This window comes from Bacillota bacterium (assembly GCA_024653485.1).
Classification (GTDB): Bacteria; Bacillota; SHA-98; order UBA4971; family UBA4971; genus UBA6256.
Genome location: JANLFY010000007.1, coordinates 110,490 through 132,353, shown reverse-complemented (window position 1 = coordinate 132,353; position 21,864 = coordinate 110,490). Strand labels below are relative to the sequence as shown.

The 21,864-nt window shown below is 63.0% G+C and carries 18 protein-coding genes; 5 read left to right on the top strand and 13 right to left on the bottom strand.

The features are described 5' to 3' along the window. The first annotated feature begins 11 nt into the window (after window positions 1–11). Together NUW12_07380 and NUW12_07375 are read left to right on the top strand one after the other, a co-directional pair. Entirely contained in the window at window positions 12–932 is a 921-nt protein-coding gene (locus NUW12_07380; protein ID MCR4402593.1) for an ABC transporter permease, read from the top strand. Window positions 933–946: 14 nt separating this feature from the next. Then, on the top strand, window positions 947–1,903 hold the full coding sequence (locus NUW12_07375) for an ABC transporter permease (protein ID MCR4402592.1): 957 nt from the start codon (window positions 947–949) through the stop codon (window positions 1,901–1,903). Between the two features lie 37 nt (window positions 1,904–1,940). Here NUW12_07375 and NUW12_07370 read toward each other — a convergent pair whose 3' ends face one another. The 12 genes from NUW12_07370 to NUW12_07315 all read right to left on the bottom strand — a co-directional run bounded on the left by NUW12_07370 (window position 1,941) and on the right by NUW12_07315 (window position 14,747). Next, window positions 1,941–2,567: a V-type ATP synthase subunit D gene (locus NUW12_07370; protein ID MCR4402591.1), complete on the bottom strand. Its 627-nt coding sequence runs from the start codon at window positions 2,565–2,567 to the stop codon at window positions 1,941–1,943. 134 nt (window positions 2,568–2,701) lie between these two features. Then, window positions 2,702–4,084, bottom strand: a complete 1,383-nt coding sequence (locus NUW12_07365) for a V-type ATP synthase subunit B (protein ID MCR4402590.1) — start codon at window positions 4,082–4,084, stop codon at window positions 2,702–2,704. Further along, window positions 4,077–5,849 carry a V-type ATP synthase subunit A gene (locus tag NUW12_07360; GenBank protein MCR4402589.1) on the bottom strand — a complete coding sequence of 591 codons (1,773 nt, stop codon included), beginning with the start codon at window positions 5,847–5,849 and terminating at the stop codon, window positions 4,077–4,079. The genes NUW12_07365 and NUW12_07360 overlap by 8 nt, the downstream gene beginning before the upstream one ends. A gap of 8 nt (window positions 5,850–5,857) precedes the next feature. Beyond that, window positions 5,858–6,181, bottom strand: coding sequence for a V-type ATP synthase subunit F (locus tag NUW12_07355; protein MCR4402588.1), 324 nt, complete (start codon window positions 6,179–6,181; stop codon window positions 5,858–5,860). Then, entirely contained in the window at window positions 6,174–7,178 is a 1,005-nt protein-coding gene (locus tag NUW12_07350) for a V-type ATPase subunit (protein ID MCR4402587.1), read from the bottom strand. The genes NUW12_07355 and NUW12_07350 overlap by 8 nt, the downstream gene beginning before the upstream one ends. A 45-nt stretch (window positions 7,179–7,223) precedes the next feature. After that, window positions 7,224–7,823, bottom strand: coding sequence for a V-type ATP synthase subunit E (locus NUW12_07345; GenBank protein ID MCR4402586.1), 600 nt, complete (start codon window positions 7,821–7,823; stop codon window positions 7,224–7,226). Next, entirely contained in the window at window positions 7,824–8,318 is a 495-nt protein-coding gene (locus tag NUW12_07340) for a V-type ATP synthase subunit K (GenBank protein ID MCR4402585.1), read from the bottom strand. 6 nt (window positions 8,319–8,324) lie between these two features. Next, entirely contained in the window at window positions 8,325–10,343 is a 2,019-nt protein-coding gene (locus NUW12_07335; protein ID MCR4402584.1) for a V-type ATP synthase subunit I, read from the bottom strand. After that, window positions 10,330–10,656 carry a hypothetical protein gene (locus NUW12_07330; GenBank protein MCR4402583.1) on the bottom strand — a complete coding sequence of 109 codons (327 nt, stop codon included), beginning with the start codon at window positions 10,654–10,656 and terminating at the stop codon, window positions 10,330–10,332. Before NUW12_07330 ends, NUW12_07335 begins: the two co-directional genes overlap by 14 nt. A gap of 714 nt (window positions 10,657–11,370) precedes the next feature. Next, window positions 11,371–12,309 carry a thioredoxin-disulfide reductase gene (gene trxB / locus NUW12_07325; GenBank protein ID MCR4402582.1) on the bottom strand — a complete coding sequence of 313 codons (939 nt, stop codon included), beginning with the start codon at window positions 12,307–12,309 and terminating at the stop codon, window positions 11,371–11,373. Between the two features lie 15 nt (window positions 12,310–12,324). Beyond that, window positions 12,325–13,590, bottom strand: coding sequence for a D-alanyl-D-alanine carboxypeptidase (locus NUW12_07320; protein ID MCR4402581.1), 1,266 nt, complete (start codon window positions 13,588–13,590; stop codon window positions 12,325–12,327). Window positions 13,591–13,730: 140 nt separating this feature from the next. Beyond that, window positions 13,731–14,747: a dipeptide epimerase gene (locus NUW12_07315; GenBank protein ID MCR4402580.1), complete on the bottom strand. Its 1,017-nt coding sequence runs from the start codon at window positions 14,745–14,747 to the stop codon at window positions 13,731–13,733. Window positions 14,748–14,946: 199 nt separating this feature from the next. Between NUW12_07315 and NUW12_07310 the strand changes: the two genes are divergently transcribed. The 3 genes from NUW12_07310 to NUW12_07300 all read left to right on the top strand — a co-directional run bounded on the left by NUW12_07310 (window position 14,947) and on the right by NUW12_07300 (window position 19,826). Then, window positions 14,947–15,537: a hypothetical protein gene (locus NUW12_07310; protein MCR4402579.1), complete on the top strand. Its 591-nt coding sequence runs from the start codon at window positions 14,947–14,949 to the stop codon at window positions 15,535–15,537. 84 nt (window positions 15,538–15,621) lie between these two features. Beyond that, complete coding sequence (locus tag NUW12_07305; GenBank protein ID MCR4402578.1) at window positions 15,622–16,881, top strand: hypothetical protein; 1,260 nt, start codon at window positions 15,622–15,624, stop codon at window positions 16,879–16,881. Window positions 16,882–16,889: 8 nt separating this feature from the next. Beyond that, the gene (locus tag NUW12_07300) at window positions 16,890–19,826 is read left to right on the top strand and encodes a hypothetical protein (protein MCR4402577.1); all 2,937 of its coding nucleotides are present in this window, start codon (window positions 16,890–16,892) and stop codon (window positions 19,824–19,826) included. On the opposite strand, the gene NUW12_07295 is transcribed toward NUW12_07300, so the two are convergent. Further along, window positions 19,809–21,776 carry an ABC-F family ATP-binding cassette domain-containing protein gene (locus NUW12_07295; GenBank protein MCR4402576.1) on the bottom strand — a complete coding sequence of 656 codons (1,968 nt, stop codon included), beginning with the start codon at window positions 21,774–21,776 and terminating at the stop codon, window positions 19,809–19,811. The two genes, NUW12_07300 and NUW12_07295, sit on opposite strands and share 18 nt — an antisense overlap. Window positions 21,777–21,864: the final 88 nt, after the last annotated feature.

Sequence of the window (21,864 nt, the reverse complement as noted above, 5' to 3'; positions counted from 1 at the left end):
TGGTCCTCGCCGTGGGAAAGTACGTGATTCGAAGGCTCATCGCGGCGATTCCCGTGCTCGTTGGAGTGATCCTCGTCGTGTTCATCCTGAGCACTATCGTACCGGGCGATCCCGCGAGGATTCTGTCGGGGCAAAGGGGGGATCCCGAGACGATCGAGAGGATCAGGCGGGAGATGGGCCTCGACAAGCCGTGGTACATCCAGATGCTCAAGTTCTACAAAGACGCCGTCACCCTCGACCTGGGACGGTCGTACCGAAACAACATGAGGGTCACTCAGGCTATAGCGGAGAGGATACCCGCTTCCGCTAAGCTGGCGGGGGCGGCTTTGTTGGTCGCGGTCCCCTTGGGGATCGTTCTCGGAATAGTGTCAGCTGTAAAGCAGTACTCCATCTGGGACTACGCGAGCATGGTCATCGCACTGCTCGGGGTATCGATGCCGGTCTTCTTCGTCGGCCTCCTAGGGATAGTGGTGTTCTGTGTTACCCTGAAGTGGCTCCCCGGCACGGGTTACGGTGGAATCCGCTATCTCATCCTTCCCGCGTTGGCGCTGGGCCTGCGACCCGCGGCCCTCATCGCCCGGATAACGCGGTCTAGCATGCTCGAGGTCATACGCCAGGACTACGTCAGGACAGCGCGATCCAAAGGACTTCCCGAAAGGAAGGTCGTCTGGAAACATGCCTTCCGAAACGCGATGATCCCCGTGGTGACCGTCATAGGTGTGGACACAGCGAACCTGCTGAGCGGCGCGGTGCTCACCGAAACCATATTCTGTTGGCCGGGCATCGGGCGCATGGCCGTGGAGGCGGTGGTGAACAGAGACTTCCCCATCCTCCGCGGAGAGGTGCTCTTCATGGCGGTCATTTTCGTGGCGGTCAACATCATCGTTGACCTATCCTACGCGCTGTTCGACCCCAGAATTCGGTACGAGTAGGAGTGTGCGAAGAGATGGGAGGAACGAGCTCCGCTTCGGCGAACACGAACACCCCCGCATCGCCCGCGGCACGGCCCGTGGCCCGCGAACGACGGGCCCGCGAAGAGGCCGGAAAGAGCCTCTGGTATTACGCCTGGCTGCGCCTGAAGAGGAACAAGTCCGCGATGTTCGGCTTGTCTCTGGTGCTCCTCGTGGTACTCTGCGCGGTCTTCGCACCGTGGATCGCCCCCTACGATCCTATCGAGCAGCTCATGTGGACGGAAGGAGCTTCCGCGCAGCTCGCGCCCCCGAGTGCCAAACACTGGTTCGGGACGGACTTGTACGGAAGGGACGTGTTCTCTAGGGTAGTGTACGGCACCAGAATATCGCTCAGACTGGCCGTGGCGGCCACGATAATCTCGGTGGCGATCGGCACTACGCTCGGCGCTCTCGCTGGCTACTACGGTGGGTTCGTGGACGATGTCGTGTCGTGGCTCATAAACGTCATCTTCGCCTTCCCGTTCCTGCTGTTCGTTATAACTGTAGTCGCGTACCTGCCGCCCAGCGACACACTGGTGTACACCGTGATTGGAGCCATCTCCTGGATACAGATAGGGAGGATCGTGAGGGGCCAGGTGATGGCCATAAAGGAAACCGAGTTCGTTCAGGCCGCGATAGCCTCCGGTGCCAGCGATGCCAGGGTGATCTTCAGGCATATCCTGCCCAACGTCATCGCCCCTGTCATCGTGTCTGCAACCCTCGGCATGGGCGGCATTGTGATGCTCGAGGCGGGCCTCACCTTCCTCGGGTTTGGCACGCAGCCCCCCACTCCGAGCTGGGGTTACGAGATATCGCGCGGTCAGGAGTACCTGCTAGCGGGCAAGTGGTGGTGGTCGATGTTCCCAGGTATTGCCATCTGCCTTACCGTGCTCGGGTTCAACCTGTTCGGCGACGGGCTGCGTGATGCTCTGGATCCGAGGCTCAAGCAGTGAACACGGATAGCGACGGCTCAGGAGAGATCGCAGACGTCTATTTCGCGCGGACCATGTCCTTCACCTTCATGAGACGGGTGAGGTTTCCGCGCTCCATCTCGTCGAGCTTCATTGTGATGTACTTGGCTGCGTTCCTTAGGTTAGGTATGAGGACGTACTCAAGTGCGTTCACACGACGCCGTGTCTTTTCGATCTCGTCGGCCAGGAGCTCGATGGCCCTCTCCGCCTCGGCGAGCTCCGCCAACTTGGGCAGCAGCTCCGCGAGACCGGCGACAGCGTCGTCCAGAGACGCGCTCGTCCCGCCGAACCCGTAGGGGTATACGTCCCGCACCTCTTCACCACGCCAAGTGAACTCGGGCACCTTGACGTTCATGATCGTCGCGGTGGACACGTCGACGCCGCATGACACCTTCGGCACCATGAAGGCCTCTTCGAGAGCTTCTCCTGACATGGCGGCGCGGGCTCTGACAAAGGCAGGTAGAACTCTCTCGAGGCCCTCCTCAACGCGTCCGCGCAACACCTGTTCCTGCCTGATGAGATCCAGGAACTTCTTCATGAGTTCATCGCGCTTGTCCTTCAGCAGCTTGTGCCCACGCTCCGCCATGGCAAGGCGCTTCTTGAGCCTCAGAAGCTGCATGCGGGTCGGGCTTACCCTGACCTCCATGACATCGCCGCGCAGGCGCCCCGCCCCTATTCAGGGTTCCTGTCCTGCTCAGAGCGCCTCGCGGCTCCCTCCCTCTCGTATAATCCCGCCTATTCCTGGTCCCCCGGCACCCCGGGGACTGTGGCCCCGGGTTCCTATGCTGTCCGAGCCTTCGGCATGTATTTCTGGATGTACTCCTCCCTGACCCTCTTGAGCTCCCTCGTGGGAAGCATCGCCAGAAGCTCCCAGCCTATGCCGAGAGTCTGTTCGATCGCGCGGTTCTCCTCGGCGCCTTGCCTCACGTAGCGCGCTTCGAACTCGTCGGCAAACCTGGAGAACTGCTTATCCACGTCAGATAGGGCGGCCTCTCCCAGGATCACCGCGAGTTCCTTGGCTTCCTTGCCTCGCGCGTACGCCGCGTAGAGCTGGTTCATCGTATCTGCGTGGTCCTCCCGCGTCTTGCCCTTGCCTATCCCCTTGTCTTTCAGTCTGGACAGGGAGGGCAGGACGTCGATGGGCGGATATATCCCCTTCCGATGGAGTTCCCGCGACAGGAATATCTGCCCTTCCGTGATGTAGCCGGTGAGATCCACGATGGGATGGGTCTTGTCATCCTCGGGCATGGTCAGGATGGGAATCTGGGTGATGGAGCCGTTCCGTCCCTTGATCCTTCCGGCCCTCTCGTAGATGGTGGCAAGGTCGGTGTAAAGGTACCCGGGATACCCGCGCCGTCCCGGGACCTCCTTGCGTGCCGCGGACACTTCGCGCAGGGCCTCGCAGTAATTCGTCATGTCCGTGAGAATGACGAGCACGTGCATATCCCTCTCGTACGCGAGGTACTCCGCGGCCGTGAGCGCCATTCTGGGCGTGGATATCCGCTCTATGGCCGGATCGTTGGCAAGGTTCAGGAAGAGGACCGCCCGCTCTATGGCTCCAGTGCGCCTGAAGTCTCTGATGAAGTAGTCCGCCTCCTCGAACGTTATGCCCATGGCGCCGAACACCACGGAGAACTTCTCATCGGTTCCCAGCACCCGGGCCTGCCTCGCGATCTGCGCCGCGAGCGCGGCGTGCGGAAGGCCAGACCCGGAGAAGATGGGAAGCTTCTGCCCACGCACCAGGGTGTTCATGCCGTCGATCGCGGAGACTCCAGTCTGAATGAACTCCGATGGGTAGTTCCGGGCATAAGGGTTTATGGGACTCCCGTTTATGTCGAGTCTCTTCTCGGGGATCACAGGCGGCCCCCCATCACGCGGGCGACCAAACCCGTCGAAAACCCGTCCAAGCATCTCCGGGGCCACCGCCAGCTCGATGCCCCTTCCGAGGAACCTGACCCTGGCCTTGGCGAGGTTGAGCCCGGCCGACCCCTCGAAGAGCTGCACGAGCGCCCTCGACCCGGACGCCTCGAGCACTCTCCCCCGCCGGGTCTCGCCTGAAGCGATCTCTATCTCAACGAGCTCTCCGTATTTCACGTCCCGAACCTGCTCCACCATCATCAGCGGCCCGACGACTTCGGAGACCGTAAGGTACTCTTTAAGCAACCTCTTCACCCCCAGCCTGAGCAAGGTCGGCAAACGCCTTCGCCACATCCTCGCCGATCTTGTCTAGCCTCGTCGTGTCGCTTTCCGGCACGTATTTCATCCTCGCTATGGCGTCCCTCACAGGGAGCTCGAGGATGCGTTCGAGGCTCACGCCTTGCTCCACCGCGGCGAGCGCCGCGTGATGGAAGTCGAGGATGGCCTTGAGCATCAGCCGCTGTTTCTTAAGTGAGGTGTACGTATCCACTTCGTGGAAAGCGTTTTGATGGAGGAAGTCCTCGCGCAGGCTCTTAGCGGTCTCGAGAGTGAGCCTGTCCTTCACCGAGAGCGCGTCCACGCCCACCAACCTCACTATCTCCTCCAGTTCCGCCTCTTCCTGAAGGATCTTCATGGCTTCCGCCCGCAGCGAACCGAAATCGGAGGCGACCGTGTCGGTTATGTGCTCCTCAAGCCTCTCGAGGTACAACGAGTAGCTGATGAGCCAGTTGATAGCCGGGAAGTGACGGCGCGCCGCCAGCGAGTCGTCGAGGCCCCAGAAGACCTTGACTATGCGCAAAGTGGCTTGGGTTACCGGCTCAGAGAGGTCGCCGCCCGGAGGCGACACCGCGCCGACTACAGTGAGCGTGCCCTCACGGTCGTCGCTGCCCAGACACCTCACGCGGCCGGCTCTCTCATAGAACTCCGCAGCCCGTGAGCTGAGGTACGCCGGGTAGCCTTCCTCGCCGGGCATTTCCTCGAGCCTTCCGGATATCTCACGCAGCGCCTCCGCCCACCGCGACGTGGAGTCCGCCATGAGGGCGACGTTGTAACCCATGTCACGGAAGTACTCGGCGATCGTGATCCCGGTGTACACCGAGGCCTCCCTCGCCGCAACAGGCATGTCTGAAGTGTTCGCCACGAGTACTGTGCGCTTCATGAGCGGCTCGCCCGTGCGCGGGTCGGTGAGCTCTGGGAAGTCCATGAGCACTTCGGTCATCTCGTTCCCGCGCTCGCCGCATCCGACGTACACGATTATGTCGGCGTCCGCCCACCTCGCAAGTTGGTGCTGAACCACCGTCTTGCCGCTGCCGAAGGGACCTGGCACGCACGCTGTGCCGCCTTTCGCCACGGGGAAGAACGTGTCTATGATGCGCTGCCCGGTGACGAGCGGCTGGTAAGGAGCGAGTTTCTCCTTGTAGGGGCGGCCGCGCCTCACCGGCCACCTCGATACCATCGTGATGTCCCTCACGCCCGACACCGTATTGATCCTGGCGACGACGTCGAGCACGGTGAACTCCCCGGCGCGGATCTCGTCCACGACACCCTCCACGTCTCGGGGAACCATGATCCTGTGCTCCACGACACTGGTCTCCTGCACCACACCTAGCACGTCCCCCGGACCTACGCGGTCACCTGGCTTCACCCGAGGCTCGAACGACCACCTTCGCCCGCGGTCGAGACCAGGAAACTCCACGCCGCGCTCGATGCGGTCGCCCACCGCGGCCCGGATCTTGTCGAGAGGCCTCTGAATCCCATCGTAGATGGACTCGATGAGCCCCGGGCCCAATTCCACCGAGAGGGCCTCGCCCGTCGAGTACACGGGTTCCCCCGGCCCGAGCCCGGCGGTCTCCTCGTACACCTGGATCGAAGCCTTGTCGCCGCGCATCTCGATGATCTCGCCAATGAGCTTCTTCTCGCTCACGCGCACGACATCGTACATTCTGGCATCGCCCATGCCCTCCGCCACAACGAGCGGCCCCGAAACCTTGATGATCCTTCCCACGTCCATCGACGATCCTACCCTCTCTCTTGAAACAGGATGTCGGCTCCGACCGCCTTTTCGACGATCCTCTTCATCCTTTGCGAGGCAAGCCCCAGAGAGCCACCCACGCCTGGTATGATGAGCACCGCAGGCAGCGGCGTGTCCTGGAATCCCTCTATGACCTCGGGCACAGCCTTCGCCACATGCTCGGTGACGAAGATCACGGCATACCCTCCTTTGCGGGCGTCTTGAAGAACGGCCGCAGCGTCGTCCTCGGGTTTGACAACGAAGACGTCCACTCCGAGGGCGCGGAACCCGAACACTGAACCCTCTTCACCCACGGCTGCGAACTTAAACACTCACATCACGCAGCCTTTCTCTGATGGTATCCCTAGACACGCCCGAGAGCTTCTCGACGAGGATGAGCCTCACCAGTCTGAGCTCGTACAGTTTCGCGAAAATGTATCCAACGAGCGGCTCGGGTCCGAGTGGAACGTAGCGCGCTTTGCGGATGCGCTCCCACATCAATTCCTCCGACATCCTCTCCAACTCGGCGATGGGCCTTCCTTCTGCGAGCGCGCCCGCTGCCCGACCCGCCAAGGCCTCGTATCCGGTGCCCGCCACGCTCGTTGCCACGGCTTCAAGAGGCTGGTCGTACGACGCCATGAGCATGAGCGGGCTCAGCTTTCCGCCAGGCGCCATCGCTTGCTCCGCAAGCCGTCTGTCCCTCCCCATCCTCCTCGACCTGAAGTAAACCGCGAGGTTAAAGAGGTCTATCTCCGTTTGAATGAGGTCCACAAGGTACCGAATGCGGAGCGAGTTCGCCTTCGCCAGAAGGTAGCGATACATCTCGCGGTCCACCGCGATGTCGATGGTCTCAGGAGTGGGGCGCAGTTCGTGGGCAGCCCTGGCCACGCTGAGCGCCTCAGCGAGTTGAGCTGGCAGGCCCCTTCCGTCACCTTCCACCGCACGTTCGATCAAAGCCAGGTCGCAGGCGCCATGCCTCGCCACAGCCTTCTCCGGAGGAACTCGGTGCAGCTTCGCCTTCATCATCGCCTTCAGGTTGTGGAAGTCCCATCTCGCCGTGACCAACTCCACGAGCCCTGGCTCCGGAGCCGTCTCCTGAATCAGACGAGCAAGCCTGGCTTCCTCACTCGACGTTATCTCGTCAACGGTCATGAGGGATCTGCCCGAAACCTGAGCGCGGGCATAGCCCGCCTCGGCCAATACTTTCAGCGCCCCCTCGAGGTCGGGGGCCTCGATCATCCGGTCTATGCGACCCCGGTCGAGGAGCCTCGTCTCGAGCACCCTCACGCGCCCGGTAGCATATGCGTACCTGGATTCAAGCCCTAGCATCTCGCCGTCCGTCACCTCCCGGGATGCCCCTTCGGGTGCTGAGCCTCAGCCGAACAGGACCTTTGCTACCTCAACTACCAACGCTTCGCGCTCTCGCGCGAGGAGGGCATCGAACGTGGAGTTCACTTCCGTTCTTCCCGTCCGCAAGACGAAGCCTCCGGTGAATCCGCCGGGAACGCCGGAAAGTCGAAGCGCGCCCTTACGACCTTGCTTCGCCAGCTCCGCGTTCACCTCCGACACGACTTCAGGTCCGACGCTCTCGAGATCCCGTGCCGACAGGACGACCTCTTCCTCGCCGCTTTCCACGGCCTCGAGAATCGCCCGTTTCAAGTAAGCCCTGTACCGGCCCGGTTCCAGCGAAGTGAGCCGCTTCCGAGCTTCCTGGAATACCTCGTCGATGAGGGCAGCCTTCGTTGCAAGCAGTTGTTTGCGGGCATCAAGCTCCGCGAGTGTTAGGGCACGCCTCATCTCTTCGTCGGCGTTCTCCTTGCCCCGCGCCAGCACCTCATCTCGCTTTCTCGTAGCTTCTTCCCTGGCCTCGGCCACTATCGCCTGAGCCTCCGCCGTGGCCGCAGCCACGATCTCGTCAGCCTTGGCCTTCGCATCTTGCAGGATCTTCTCCTGCATCTTCTCGAGAGCCGACATTCACGCCACTCCTTTGAGAGGCAGGCCGAACATGATGAGAAGCAGCGACGCGAGGAACGCAAGCACCGCGTACGTTTCCACCATGGCCGCGAAGGTAACGGGCTTACCCAGCTCCTCAGGCCTCTTCGCCACGACCCCAACGCCAGCCGCCGCGACCTTTCCCTGGTGAATTGCGGAAAGCCAGCCGACCACGGCGATGGGGAGCACAGCCATTATGACGAGCAGCCCTTCGGACGTTGTCAGTCTGAGCACGCTCCCGCTGAACACCCCGAGCTTCATCATGAGGACGAACCCAGTGAGGAGCCCGTATATGCCCTGCGTTCCGGGAATGACCTGCAAGAGCAGTATCTGTCCGAACTTGTCCGGGTCCTCCGTGACGACCCCCGACCCCGCCGAGCCCACTAGCCCTACCCCCATGGCCGATCCGACGCCTGGCAGGGCCACCGCCAGGGCTATGCCGAGAAATCCCAGGATCATGCCTAGTGTGACGTCCATCGTGTGTTATGCCTCCCCTTCCTCCATGACTTCGATGTACTTCGTCCTCTTTCTGAAGGGCAGGAACCTTCGCCCGCCCCCTTCGAAGAACTTGCTGAAAAACTCCACGTATTGCAACCTGCTCGAATGCACGTACGAGCCCACCACGTTGATCGCGAGGTTGAACCCGTGTCCCACCAGGAGCAAAAGGAGCATGGGAATCCACCCCACGAACGGCACTCCGGCCATCCGCAAGGCCATGTCGTCGATCACCACCGCGATCACCGATGAGGCGAGCCCGAGCGCGAGAAGCCTGGAATACGACAGCACGTCGCTGAGATACCCTGTCACCCCGTAGAGGCTGAGGACTCCCGATCCAAGACGCTTGAGAGGGTTCTTGTGCGCGCGCCCCTGGGTAAGGATGAGCCCAGCCGCCCCGGCAAGAGAAGCCCACCGGCCTGCGGCCGCAAGCCCTTCGTTCCTCAAACTCGTGCCTCCCAGAAGGAGGAGAAGGCCCGTGAGGAATACGTACCAGAGCCCTTGGTCGAAGACAGCGTCAAGAGGCCTCCCGCGCTTTACGTTGGAGTAGAACTTGATTCCAAGACCCACGTAGATGTGGACTATGCCCAGGGCGAACGACACCCCCAGCATGAGCATGGGGTTGTCCATCGGGTTGAACCAGAGTGGCGGGATCTTGACGAGATTGCCCAACCAGCCTCCTGTCAGGACCCCCACGACCGCTGACGATACCCCGCACATGGCTAGGAGAGTGAAGAGCTTCTTTGCGAGACCAGCCATCTTGACCTTTTTCATGAGTAGGAGGGAAAGCGCAGTGAGGCCGAGCCCGTAGCCAACGTCACCGAGGGCTATGCCGAAGAATACCAGGAAGAACGGTGCCAACGCAGTTGTGGGGTCCACCGATCCGCCCTGAGGCATACTGTAGATCTCTGTCACGGCCTCAAAAGGAGTCACAGCCCCTGGGTTCTCCAGCGCAACAGGCGGGATCTCGCCCTCGATTGGGTCCCGCGTCTCAACATATACCAGCCCCGACTGCGGCGCGAGCGCTTTCTCAAGCTCAGGGAGATCGGAAGCGCGCACCCATCCCTCCAGGGCAAAGGCCGTCCGCGTCGTTGGACAGCCGCGCTCAAGCGCTCGCCTATCCCGCTCCAGAGACAGGCTATCGTACAGTGATAGTATCTTGACGCGTTCAGGGAGGACGCGTCTCACCTCACCCATTACCCGCTCCGTTTCGCGCGCGATGCGGGCGAGCTCCTCGCCGCACGCTCGGATCTCCTCGGCTGGCGCGCCGTCGGCCGCGGGCAACTGGGCGGGAGCGAGTCCTCTCTCCGCAAGCACGTCGAGCACGCTCTGCCTATCGGTGGCAGGGCATATCACCGCAACCGGCACTGTCCTCTTGTTCTCAGGTCCGCGCTCGATGTGCACGGCGTAGCAGGATTCCTCGAGCCGATCTATGACAGAGTCGAGCGCCCTCTTGGGGACCTCGCACAAGATGAGCGAGTGGAAATGCGTCCCCGAGATCCTAGCAAGCGGGACGTCGAGCCACGACCACGGCTCGAGCTGGCTGAGCGTGGAGTGAACGCGACTCTCCTCGTTGCGAAGCCTGGTGAGCTCCTCGTCCAGCTGTCGGCAGCGTTCGTACACCTCGTGGCCTTCTTCGTATAGCCCGCCGTATTCCTCGAACGCTGACTCGGAAAGGGGCACTTTCCCGCCGGCGAATTGCTGAATGAGGTTCTTCTTGACCTTCTCGAACCTGTCAAGGAACTCTATGCAGAACTTTAGCTCACTAAGGCGTTGGTCGATCTCCTCCAAGCCCCGGGCGTCGTCGGCCTGGCCTGCGCGGTCACCCTGAATACCTCCGACAGAAGCCCTGGAGGCGCCGGCGCCATCGTTAGGCATCACGCCATCGACCTGCAAATCTTCCCTCACGAGCTCGAGAACGCCCAATTCCTGGAGGGTCTCGGCGATCCCGCGAGCCTCCGAGACCGGTGCAACCAGGACGACCTTCTTCATTCTAGCGACTGCCACTTGCCGTCACGATCCTCTCCACCACTAGATCGACTGCCAGTGACATCCTGGCCCGGGCCTGGCTTGCCAGGTCGCGGCAGACGCTAGCCGCCCTTTCCGCTACGACGGCACAAGCCGCCTTGGCCTCGGCCTCCTGGGCCCTGGCGCTCGCTGCGGCCTGGGCGGCCGCCTCCGCGATCGCGTTCTCTATGATCATCCGTGCTGTGGTACGGGCATCCTGGACAATCGACCTCGCGCGCGTCTGAGCCTCTCTGAGGATCTCGTCCCCTCGTGCCTCGGCCGCCTCCAACTGCCTGAGGGCCTCGTAAGCCAAGCACCCCACCTCCCGACCATCACCTATTCTACTACAAGAACGCAAAGCACAACAACCCCTCAAGCAGGCCAAAACCCTGGCAGCGCTCTGACCAGGGCTCTTACGAGGCCCGAATTGAAGGTCTATGCAATGTTTTCTTCGCGACGCATGAGAGAGTTCCTCCACTGAAAGGCGACAAATGAGATCAAAAAGAAGTGGACGAGATCGTGTCTTGTTTGGGAACCGAGGAACGCGGTCTGCGTTATGACTTATTGGAAGATAGGCAAGGAGAAAGGCGAGAGGACCGGCGGGAGTCGGGCGGGGAGTCGGGTGCGAGGACGACGGCCTGACGAACGCCGGACGAAAGCTCAAGGTATCAGGGCATTCGAGGCGCGCGCCCTTTCACATACACCTCGGGTCCCGCAAGAGCGGGTAGGCGATGAGCAACCAGAGAGTCGTGCGCCTTCTCGCAGGCGACAACGACCCAAGTGGCGACGACTCAAGTAGCGACAACGACGACAACCGACCCACGCCAATAGACCACCCAAAACCCGGCGAGAGCCGCCGCGGGCCTTCTCCGAACCTGGGCCCGCCGGCGGTTCTCGCTGTGTATCCCGTGATGCCCTCTTGGAACGCGCCGGACACCCTCGCAGAACGCCTCGCAGACGCCAGGAGCGCGCACACGCCCCCGGGTGACCCGCGCGCCCCTTGAGTGAGTTCAGGTCGTCCCGCCAGTCAATGCCCGGATATGTGCCTTTCCGCCTCTATCGCGGCGATCGCCCCGTCCGCCACCGCCGTAACGATCTGCCGCACGGCCTTCGCACGCGCGTCTCCGGCCGCGAAAACGCCCGGGGTCCGCGTTCTCATCCTGTCATCAGTAAGTATGTAGCCCTGGGGGTCAAGATCCGCGAGCGGAGCGATGAAGCCGGTATCCGGCCGGCTGCCGACGGCCACGAAGACCCCGTCCGCTTCGAGCCGCCGCCTCTCGCCCGTCCGGACGTCCTTGACGATCACGCCTTCCACCTTGTCCTCGCCGAGTATCTCATCGACCACTGAATACCAGGCGAAGTCGATCCTCGGGTTCTTGAACGCGTCTTCCTGCACGACCTTCGTGGCCCGAAGCTCGCCGCGCCTGTGAACGACGGTCACCCGTGAAGCGAACCTGGTCAAGAAGAGAGCCTCGACTATCGCCGAATCACCACCGCCCACTACCAACACTCGCCTGTCTCGGAAGAAGGCACCGTCACACGTCGCGCAGTACGAAACGCCGGAACCACGCAGCCGGTCCTCACCCGGGACACCGAGCCTCACCGGTTCTGTTCCTGTTGCGACGATGACGGCAGCTGCGCGTAACTCGCCTTCGCTCGTGTGGACAACGAATCCTCGTGTATCCTGGCTCGCGACGACCGCGCGAACGTCCGCCGCGCGCCACTCGGCGCCGAACTTGCGCGCTTGCCGTTCCATCCTCTCCATTAGGTCTGGTCCGGAGATCCCGTCCGGGAACCCAGGGTAGTTCTCTATGAGGTGTGTTGTGGAAGCCTGTCCACCGACAATCGCTCGTTCCACCACGACCGTGGCAAGCCTCGCACGACCCGCGTACAGCGCTGCCGCGAGGCCGGCCGGGCCCGCTCCTATCACTATGACTTCAAAGTCCTTTGGTGTTCCTTCAGACACTGCGATCTCACTCCTCTAACGCTGCTTCGTCTTGGCGCCACCTGAACGGAGAGCCGCTCTTCCCTTCCGAAGGATTTCTTCAAGATTCCTCAGGAATGCGCGCGGGACGGATGGTCGAGGAACCGCTTCGGACGCCACGAGATCCACCGATGCCATCTCGTCTTTATCGAAGAGAACGACGAGCCTCCCGAGGGGTTCGCCACTCTTTATCGGTGCCCTGGGCACCCCGTCGATGAATATCCTCTCCTCGACGAGGTGAGCCAAGTCCTTACGAACCACGACGCGTAGGTCCTGCGCGGCTGCGAGATGGATCTCCCGGTCCAACCCCCCCTCGACGCGCGTCGCCGTGACGACCTGCCCCCTGCGGGCGAAGGTCATTACGTTGTGGTGGCTGAAGCCGTAGTCCAGCAGCTTCGCCGAATCCGTCCACCTCGACGCTGAGTCTAGCACCACCGAGATGAGCTGTACTCCGCCTCTTGTGGCCGAGGCGACCAGACAGTACCCAGCTGCCGCGGTCGTGCCGGTCTTCACTCCGTCGGCGCCCTCAAACGACCACAGTAGGGCGTTGGTATTCGCAAGCCGTCGGCGCTCTGACTCGTCGCCCTGGGCAACCTCGATGTCGGCCTCACGCGTGCTCACGATGTCAGCGAACAGCGGGTACTGCAACCCGTATCGCGCCATGAGCGCCAGGTCAAATGCCGTGGAATAATGGTTCGGCTCGGTCAGACCATGGGGATTCGCGAACCTCGTGCGTAAGGCCCCGATCTTCTGGGCTTTGACGTTCATCATCCGCACGAACCTCGGCACGGAGCCCGCGATGTGCTCGGCGATGGCCACGCAGCCGTCGTTTCCCGACCTCAGCATCGTCCCACGGACCAGGTCATCGAGCCTAAGCCTCTGGCCTCTGCGCAGCCACAGCGACGACCCTGGAACACCAGCGGCATTGGCGCTCACCACTACCTCGGAGTCCATGTCACCGAGCTCGATCGCGAGTATCGCCGTCATTATCTTCGTGGTGCTCGCCGGGTGCATCCGCACGTTCTCGTTCTTGCCGTAGAGAACCGTGCCTGTAGTGCTCTCGATGAGGACCGCGGATGCCGCCGTTATCCGCGGCCCCTCAGTGTAGTAAGGCGCGTACACTACCTCGGGGTATCCGCGCGTCCTGGTATAGACCCTCGCCGTGGTCGGAAGGATGTAAGCGCGGCCGAAGGCTGCTGCGCCCGCGAGCAACGCGGCGAATCCCAGGACCCAGCAATAAAGGGCTTTCTTGGGCACGAACACCTTCTCGCCACCCGCTTCGGGCAGTCGGGCTTCGTCGACCGGCCCTGCACTATCCCTATGCGGGAGGACATCCGACGATAACTGGGTCTCTCCCCGCGCCTCGCCCAGGCAGGCGGCGCACTCCGGGTCGGCCCCGTCCGTTACGAGGGCGAGACCCCGAGACCCGGAGCTTCTGGGAGCATGAGGTCGCCTCCATCTCGAACCGTCACGCCCTTCCAGGGATCCCGCGCCAACAGGAGGCTTCCGTCGAGATCGGCCCAGTCGACGAGCCCCGCTATCTGGGCAGCGGCGGTGATGCTTATCGACGTCTCCACCATGCAGCCCAGCATGATCCGGAGGCCACAGGCCCGAGCTGCCCTGATCATGCGCAAAGCGCCGGTGATTCCCCCACATTTCATGAGCTTGATGTTGATGCCGTCCACCGTGCCCGCAAGGCGAGGCACATCTTCGGCGCTCACTGCACTCTCATCCGCCACTACCGGCATGCGAGCCCGTTCCCGGACAAACCTCAGGCCGTCGATGTCGCCAGGAGGCACCGGCTGTTCCAGGAGTTCCACCCCGAACCCGCGGATCTCATGGGCGAGCGCCGCGGCATCTTTCGCCGTCCACGCAGCGTTCGCATCCACCCTTATCGTGGCGTCCGTTGAACGCCTCACCGCTTCCAAGGCCTTGAGGGAGTCGGGAGCCCCCATCTTGATTTTCAGTGCCGAGAACCTGCGCGCGGCCTCTACGGCACGCTCCGCCATGACCTCAGGGCTATCGATGCCGATCGTGAACGACGTCTTTGGCAACGCTAGGCCGGCCAGCCCGAGCATCCGATGGACCGGCAGCGAGCAGAGCTTGCCTGCAAGGTCCCACATGGCCATGTCGACGGCGGCCTTTGCGGCCGCGTTGAACCGCATCGCTCGGTTCATCCCGTCGAACACCCGCTCGATCGCGAAAGGATCATCGCCGAGACACTCTGCCAGGCGCGGCAGGGCGGCCATCACGTGTTCGGCTGACTCTCCGTAAAACAGGGACGGCGCTGCCGCGCCGAGACCTGTCACTCCGCGATGACTTATCTCAACTATGACGTTTCGAGCCACAGTCTGCGTGCCTCTTGCAATCGTAAAGGGCACGGAAAGCGGCATCTCGACTATGCGCGCGCGTAATTCCACTAGACCACCTCCTCCAACGCAAAAACCTCTCTACGCGCTTTCTACGCGCCCTCCCGATCTCCTGCAGGCGGTCCGATCACCAAGACCCCGCCGGAATCACCCCTTTTGATCACCCATAGGCCGGAAGGACGCCTGGACTCTCCCGAAGAACCATCCCGCGCGCCCACGAGCCCGAAGGGGAGCCGGGCGACAGAACTCTATGGTCGGAAAGGCCGGTGATATCATGGACTTCCGCTCTCGTGTCAGACGAGTGACAGTCGTCGCCACGGTCTCGCTCACCATCGCCGCAACAACTACGGCAAAGCTCAGCGTCCCGGCGAACGCCGGGGCCTCTAACCAAGCGACCGTTCCCGTTACATGCAAGGTAGTGCCAGCTCTCGAGGCGTCCTTCCCGGGTCCGGTCAGCCTTGGGAACCTCGACGTGGCCGCGCCTCCTGCGCTGTCCGCACCGCAAGTCGTGACCGTGCGCTCGAACGCGCCGTGGGCGCTCAAGATCCGCTCGGACGCTCAGGACGGACGCATGAAGCAGTGGACGGGAACAGGCTACGCTTCGCCCTCCCCCCACACCCTCGCCGCGCCGCTCGAATGGAAGCGGAGTGACGGAGCTGACTTCGCGCCGATCTCCGGAAACGATGCGGTGGTCGCGTCGGGCATGCCGCCGACGGGTTCCGCAGGCACGAGCGTGTCCGTGATCTTCCGGCAGAAGGTGAGCTACGACGACCAAGCTCTCTCTGACCCGGCTCACTCGTACAGAATCGAGGTGACGTACCTCGCGGCTCAGACATACTGAGCGCAGCGCGCGTACAGCGCGTGGTGGACGCGATGAACTGATGATCGACGCAGATGAGCTACTGTGGGTGAAGGAGTGATCCACGTGCGCACCCTGATGACACGTGCGAGAAACGCAAAGTCGGCGCTTGTTGCACTTGCTTGCGCGAGCATCGTCTCCACCGTGGCTGCGCGGGCCGAATCACAGGGGATTTCGATTCGCGTCAGTCCAGCGAGCATAACGGCGACCGTGAGGGACGGCGACACCATCGGTCCGCTGCTCGTCACCAATCGAGGAACGTTCCCTGTTGAGGTGCGTGGAACGTGTGGGCTGGGCGCGCATGACAAGGCTGGAGTGCCATTGCACCGCGAGGTGACGGATCCGGCTTCCGCTGACGCTTACCTGACTCTCGATCCTGTGGAGTTCCTGCTGCCGCCTGGTGGCTCTAGACCAGTGTACGCCCGCGTCCACTCGAGGAGCGGTTTCACCGGCGGCGCGTACCCCGTCGTCCTGTTCCGGGCGAGGCGCGCCGACAACCTCGAGCATGGGAGCATAGTTGCCGCCGCCTCCCAAGTGGCGGTGCTCACGTTTCTCACCGTGTCTCCCAGCGGCGCGACGGCCCCTCCGCAAGCCGAGGCCGTGCTCAAGTCTCTGACAGTGGAAGGAGATACCGGAGGAGGCCGCATCCGGGTCACAGCCGAGTGCGAGAACACGGGCGCGATTCACGCGAGTCTGTCCGGGTTGCTTCTCCTCAGAGACGGTGGTGGGAGAGTCGCTGCCCAAGGCGCTCTGGCGTCAGCCACGTGTCTACCTGGATATACGCGTGCTCTGACGGGCCTCATCGACGCAGAGCGCCTCCGAACAGGCACCTACATAGCGGAGGTCCGTCTCTCAACGGCTGGTAGACCGGCGGACTCCGCGCTCATCGCGTTCAAGGTCGAGCGAGGCGTGGCGGTGGCCTCCACCCACGTCGAGCTGAGGGGAAGCCCGGCTGCCTCAAGCGGGGGCGAACGCTTGGACACACCTAGGATAGCTCGCCTGGGCGTGCCGGTCGTAAGTGAAGGGCACGGCCTTCCGATGGAGGTCGTGCTCGAAGTCCCCTCCGGCGCGCTCCCCGACGCGCTCCTCGATCCCCTGGGCTACGTGGAGATCTGGGACTACCAGATGAAGCGGGTGGGAGTGGTCGCGCTTCAGGGTGCGAGTCCCGCGCAAGGGTGCCACACAGTCGTCCGCGTTACTTGGCCAGGGACACTGTCCCCCGGGTACTATATGGCCAGGGCGACATTGCAGTGGGAGGGCGAAGGGGTCTCGGCTTCCACTGCTTTCGTGGTCGGCAGCGGCATCCGAGTCCAGGTCAAGGGGTGACGGTGCGAATGGCCACCGGGTCGAAGCGTATCGCACTCGCGGGATCCATCCTGTGCATGGCAGCGGCGATGATGCTACAGCCGCAAGCGGCGACTCAGGCTATTCAACCTACCCTCGAGATGACAATGGAAGAAGGCGGGATCCATTTCGGTGAGGTGAGCCCAGAGTCGCCGCCTCGCACGGTCTCTGACGCAGTGTACATCGCGGTGAAGACGCAAAGGGCGGGATCTTGGAACCTGAGCGTCGCCGCTACCGGAGACTTCAGGGCCGGGGAAGGTGGTCCCACCTTCCCCATCGGCAGCCTCGAGCTCGCCGCCCGCTTGAACGGGCAACCCGCACCGTTTCAGAAATGCGCCACTGCCCCGGTGACGTTGGTCACCGACGGCCCGGTGAACGGTGGCATCGTAGCCATGGACTACCGGCTGAGCGTAGGCTACGATGCCCCGGCTCTAGCCGGCGAAGCGGAGTACCGGAGTGATCTCGTGTACACAACCAGCTTCGGAACGCTCGCGACGTCGTACGTGGATCCAAACCCTTTCGACCCAGACGTTCATCAGGTCGCCACGGTGCGGTACTACTACTCGCGCGTGTCGTACCCATACGTCACGGTCCAGGTATTCGATTCCACTGGCAGAGTGGTGCTCACGCGATCCTTTCCGCGACCGCCTGATGGTTGGTACGAAGAGACGTGGGACGGGAGGGACATGGCTGGCGTGCCCGTCCCTGACGGCGTGTACTCGTACTCAATCACGAGCTCGCTATATATAATAGCCGGAGGTTACATCAACGTGCGGCGAGGCGCGCGCAGCCCTCAACGGCCGACGGGAGAAGCGGGCCCGCGTTACGACTTGGGAACGATGCTGCAGCTCTCCGTGAGCTCCCATCCACAATCAGCCACCGTCGGCGACATCGTGACCGTGTCAGCTCGCCTGCGGAACGCCGGCACGTCCGAATTGGCGCACTCACGAGTCGAGTTCGAACTCCCCCAGGGGGTCCGCTCAGTCAATGAGACCTGTGCCTTCGATGATGGCAAGGGCGGGCGAACGGCTACGGTCCCCTTGACTATCCCCACGACGACCGGCGTTTCATGGGATCTCGGGGCCATACCGGGAGGGGACTCCGTCAACTTCTCCTTCAAGGCCATAGTTGGGCCGGACGCGCTCTCTGGCGACCGCGTGCTGCGCGCGCGTGCATCGGCTGCACTTGGCAAGTTCATCCTGAGATCGGAGGAGGCCGTCGTTCGACTGGGCATCGACGCCGCGGCTGAATCCGCCCGAGGAGCCGTCGTCGGCCGGGTCTTCATCGATCGCGATCGGGACGGCAGGATGACGCGGACGGATGAGCCCGCACAAGGAGTGCTCGTATGGGCGGGCGGCGCGAAGTCTACAAGGTCCGACGCCGGAGGACTAGTCGTGCTGGGGGGCTTGTCCCCCGGAAACCACGTCCTTCGGGTGGACGAGCGGACTCTCCCGCCAGGCTGGGAGCCGCGGACGACCATGATTGTGGTGAGCATCGCCCCGGGTGAGACCGTGCGGCTTGACATTCCGCTGCAACCCTCCGACCAGTCTGAGGCAGACGCTGCCACCGCGTCGCCGAGTTGGGTGTTAGCTGGAGCGGAGTCCGTCACCTTGGAGATGGGTCTGCAATACACCTCATTGCATGCGGAGGGCAGTGTCGCTGCCCGTGCCAAAACCGGCCTTGAGCTGAGCCTGAGCAGCGAAGGCCGCATGAGCTGGGCCGCAACGAGCAGTGAGATGATGGACCGGCTTGTAGCGCCGCAGCAAGAATCCGCATTCTCCGGGCTCGCGACCCTGGTCACCCCCATAGCACGGCACGTCAGGTTCACCGCGGGGCTATCCTTGGCATCCGGGGCAAGCTCCGGGCTCCCCGCCCTTCGCGTGGGGATGGATGCCACACCTGTGCGGGGTCTCACCTTGGGGGCAAGCTACGATACGACCCAGGGGTTGCCTCAGCTGTCCGGGGTCTGGGAAGCGCCCATTGCCGATGGGCTGACCATCGCAACGGGCGTGGACATCGCCAAGAGCGGTGAGGCCATACTCGTCCATCCCACGGTGAGCGCCACCCTCGCGATGCAATCGGGGGTCGCGGGGCGACTGTCCCTGCGGGGGGCCTCGCACCCCGCAGCCGAGTTTGCGTTCTCCCTTCCTCTCGGCGGCGGTCTCAGCCTTTCATTGACCCACCGTCGGCACATCGGTACCTCCGCTACGCAAGGAGGACCGACCGACAGCGCGGCAGAGTCGACTCTCCAAGTGCGGTACCTGGCTAGTGGAAAGGCTCGCCTCTCCATGGTCGGCCAGTACGACACAGCGAACCGGAGATTCACAGGTTCGATGCTCGTCGGGGGAGATGCCCTGGGCGGTGGTTCGTGGCACGCGGATCTTGACGCCTCCTTCGAGCCCAGCGCTTCATCTGTCTCGATGCAGGCTGGCATCGCCCTTCCGGGACGCCTTGAGCCGGTGGCTAGGCTCACCTGCCAAAGCGAGGTGAGCCGCCCCGAGCACTTGCATACGAAGAGAAAGCTCTCCCTATCCCTCTCTTGCTCAGTGGCGCTCGACCAGGCGACGTCCGCGTCAGGGACCTTCTCGCTCAAGCGGATCGACGACCATTCTCCGCCCGTGCCTGCCTCCACCGTGACTCAGTCGGCAGCGGCGCACCTCGAACGCCGGGTGGCACCAGGACTATCCCTCGGCGCGGGAGTGTCCTGGACGCACCTACGTCCTGGAGACCTATCCGTAGCGGCACTGGAGGCCCGAGCTGCGTGCGACATCTCCCCTCACGCGCGACTGGTGCTAGGCTATCGCGTGCCTCTGGCGGGGTCGCATCCTGCTGCTGTCGGAGGCCTTTGGCAGCCGGGACCATATCTCACGCTGCTTCTGGTGTCTGGATGGGATCGGGCGGTACCCGGTCTACCGGGTGAACACTAGTTCCTCCCACCTCCTATAATACGTGGAGAGCTCCTTTTCCGCGTCTCGCAGCGCCTTGGCCCTCTCGGCCATTCGCTCGGGATGGAGGTATATCTCGAGGTCCGCGAGCTCCGCGTTGAGCTGCTTGATGACATCCTCCAGCTCCATGATGCGCTTCTCAATGGCTGCAGCCTCTTGGTCGTGATCGGCGCTTCCCGCATCTGGGCGATCCCGCGAGTCCTTCGGCTGGCGCGAGGTTGCGCGTTGTTTGTTCGACGTCCTCGTCCTCTCCGCCGCGCCATCCCTCCCACGCGAAATCTCGGGCACGTCACTGGCGCTCGTCTCGCGAGCGACCTTCTTCTCGACATAGTATGCGTACCCTCCAGGGTAGTCCACGATCCGGCCTTCCTCGATCTCGATGATCCTATCGACCGTCCTCTCGAGGAAGTACCTATCGTGCGATACCACTAGAAGCGTGCCCTCGTATGCCGCGAGCGCCCTCTCAAGGACCTCTATGGAATCGATGTCCAAGTGGTTCGTGGGCTCGTCCATGACGAGCAGGTTGCATCCCAGCGCCATTATCCTCGCGAGCTCGACCCGGCTCCGTTCGCCCCCCGACAGGTCGCCGACTCGCTTGAACACGTCGTCGCCCCTGAAGAGGACGCGTCCTAGGAGGTCGCGTGCCTGCTGCGGCGCGAGCCCGGTCGACCCGATCATCTCCTCGAGCACGGTCCTTTCGAGCGCAAGGTCAGCGTGTTGCTGATCGTAGTACCCCACCGAAACGCCCGTCCCGATGCGCACGGTTCCAGCCGACGGTTCCTTGCGGCCGGTGATGAGGTGCAGGAGGGTGGACTTCCCAACACCGTTCCTGCCGACGATCCCGACGCGCTCGCCTCGCTTCACCACAATGTCTGCGTCTTTGAACAGGACGCGGTCGCCGAACGTCATGGTAAGCCCTTTGGCCTTCAGGACCCACTCTCCGCTCTGCCCCGAGCTCGACACGGAGAAGCCCATGCTCCTCCGCTTCAGGATCGGCCTCTCTACGCGCTCCATGCGCGCGAGTCTCTTTCGGATGTCCTCCGCACGTCTCGCGAACTTGTTGTTCCTGGCCGAGAGGGCTGTGTAGTGCTTGAGCGCGCCCTCCAGCCTCGCGACCTCCTTCTGCTGGAGCTCATATGCAGTTTCTTGCTGCGCGAGCCTCTGCCCCTTCTCCTCGACATACCACGAGTAGTTCCCCGCGTATTCGATGATCTTGTGGTCCTCCACCTCTAGGAGCCTCGTAACGACGGAATCCAAGAATTGCCTGTCATGAGAGATGACCACGACTGCGCCTTCGTACTCCGCGAGGAAATCCTCGAGCCATGACGTGGACGGGATGTCCAAGTGGTTGGTGGGCTCGTCCAACAGAAGCACATCGGGTCGGGCTATGAGCGCCCTCGCCAGCGCGATCCTCGTCCTCTCGCCTCCGCTGAAGCTGCCGACGGGGCGGGAACGGTCTTCGCGGGAAAACCCCAGGCCTGCCAGCACCCCGGCCACCCTGCTGTCCGTGGAGTATCCATCCCGCCTCTCGAACTCCTCCGTGACGGCAGCGAACTCGCGCATCACCCTGTCCAACCGTCTGGGGGACGACGCGACTTCGGGCGAGCTCATCTCGCGAGACAGTCGCGCGATGTCCTTCTCCATCTCGGTGAGCTCGCGAAGGCCGTCGTACACCACCTCTATCAGGGATGCCCCCGGGTCGAAAGATGGATCCTGTTCAACGATCCCTAGCCGCACGTCCGGCGCCACCACGATCTCGCCGGAGTCAGGCGCTTCCAACCCCGCGATCAGTCTTAGGAGGGTAGTTTTCCCGGCGCCGTTCCGCCCGACCAACCCGACCTTCTCGCCGGCCCTGATCCTGAACGATCCTGCCGAGATCACCTGGTTTGTCCCGAACGACTTGGATATCTGGGTTGCCTGAATGACGACCACCGGATCCGTTCTCCCTCCGAACGCTCCGCTCCCCGATCCCGCGGCGACGCGGCTCCTTGGCCCCCCAGCCGATGACTACCTCGGTTCC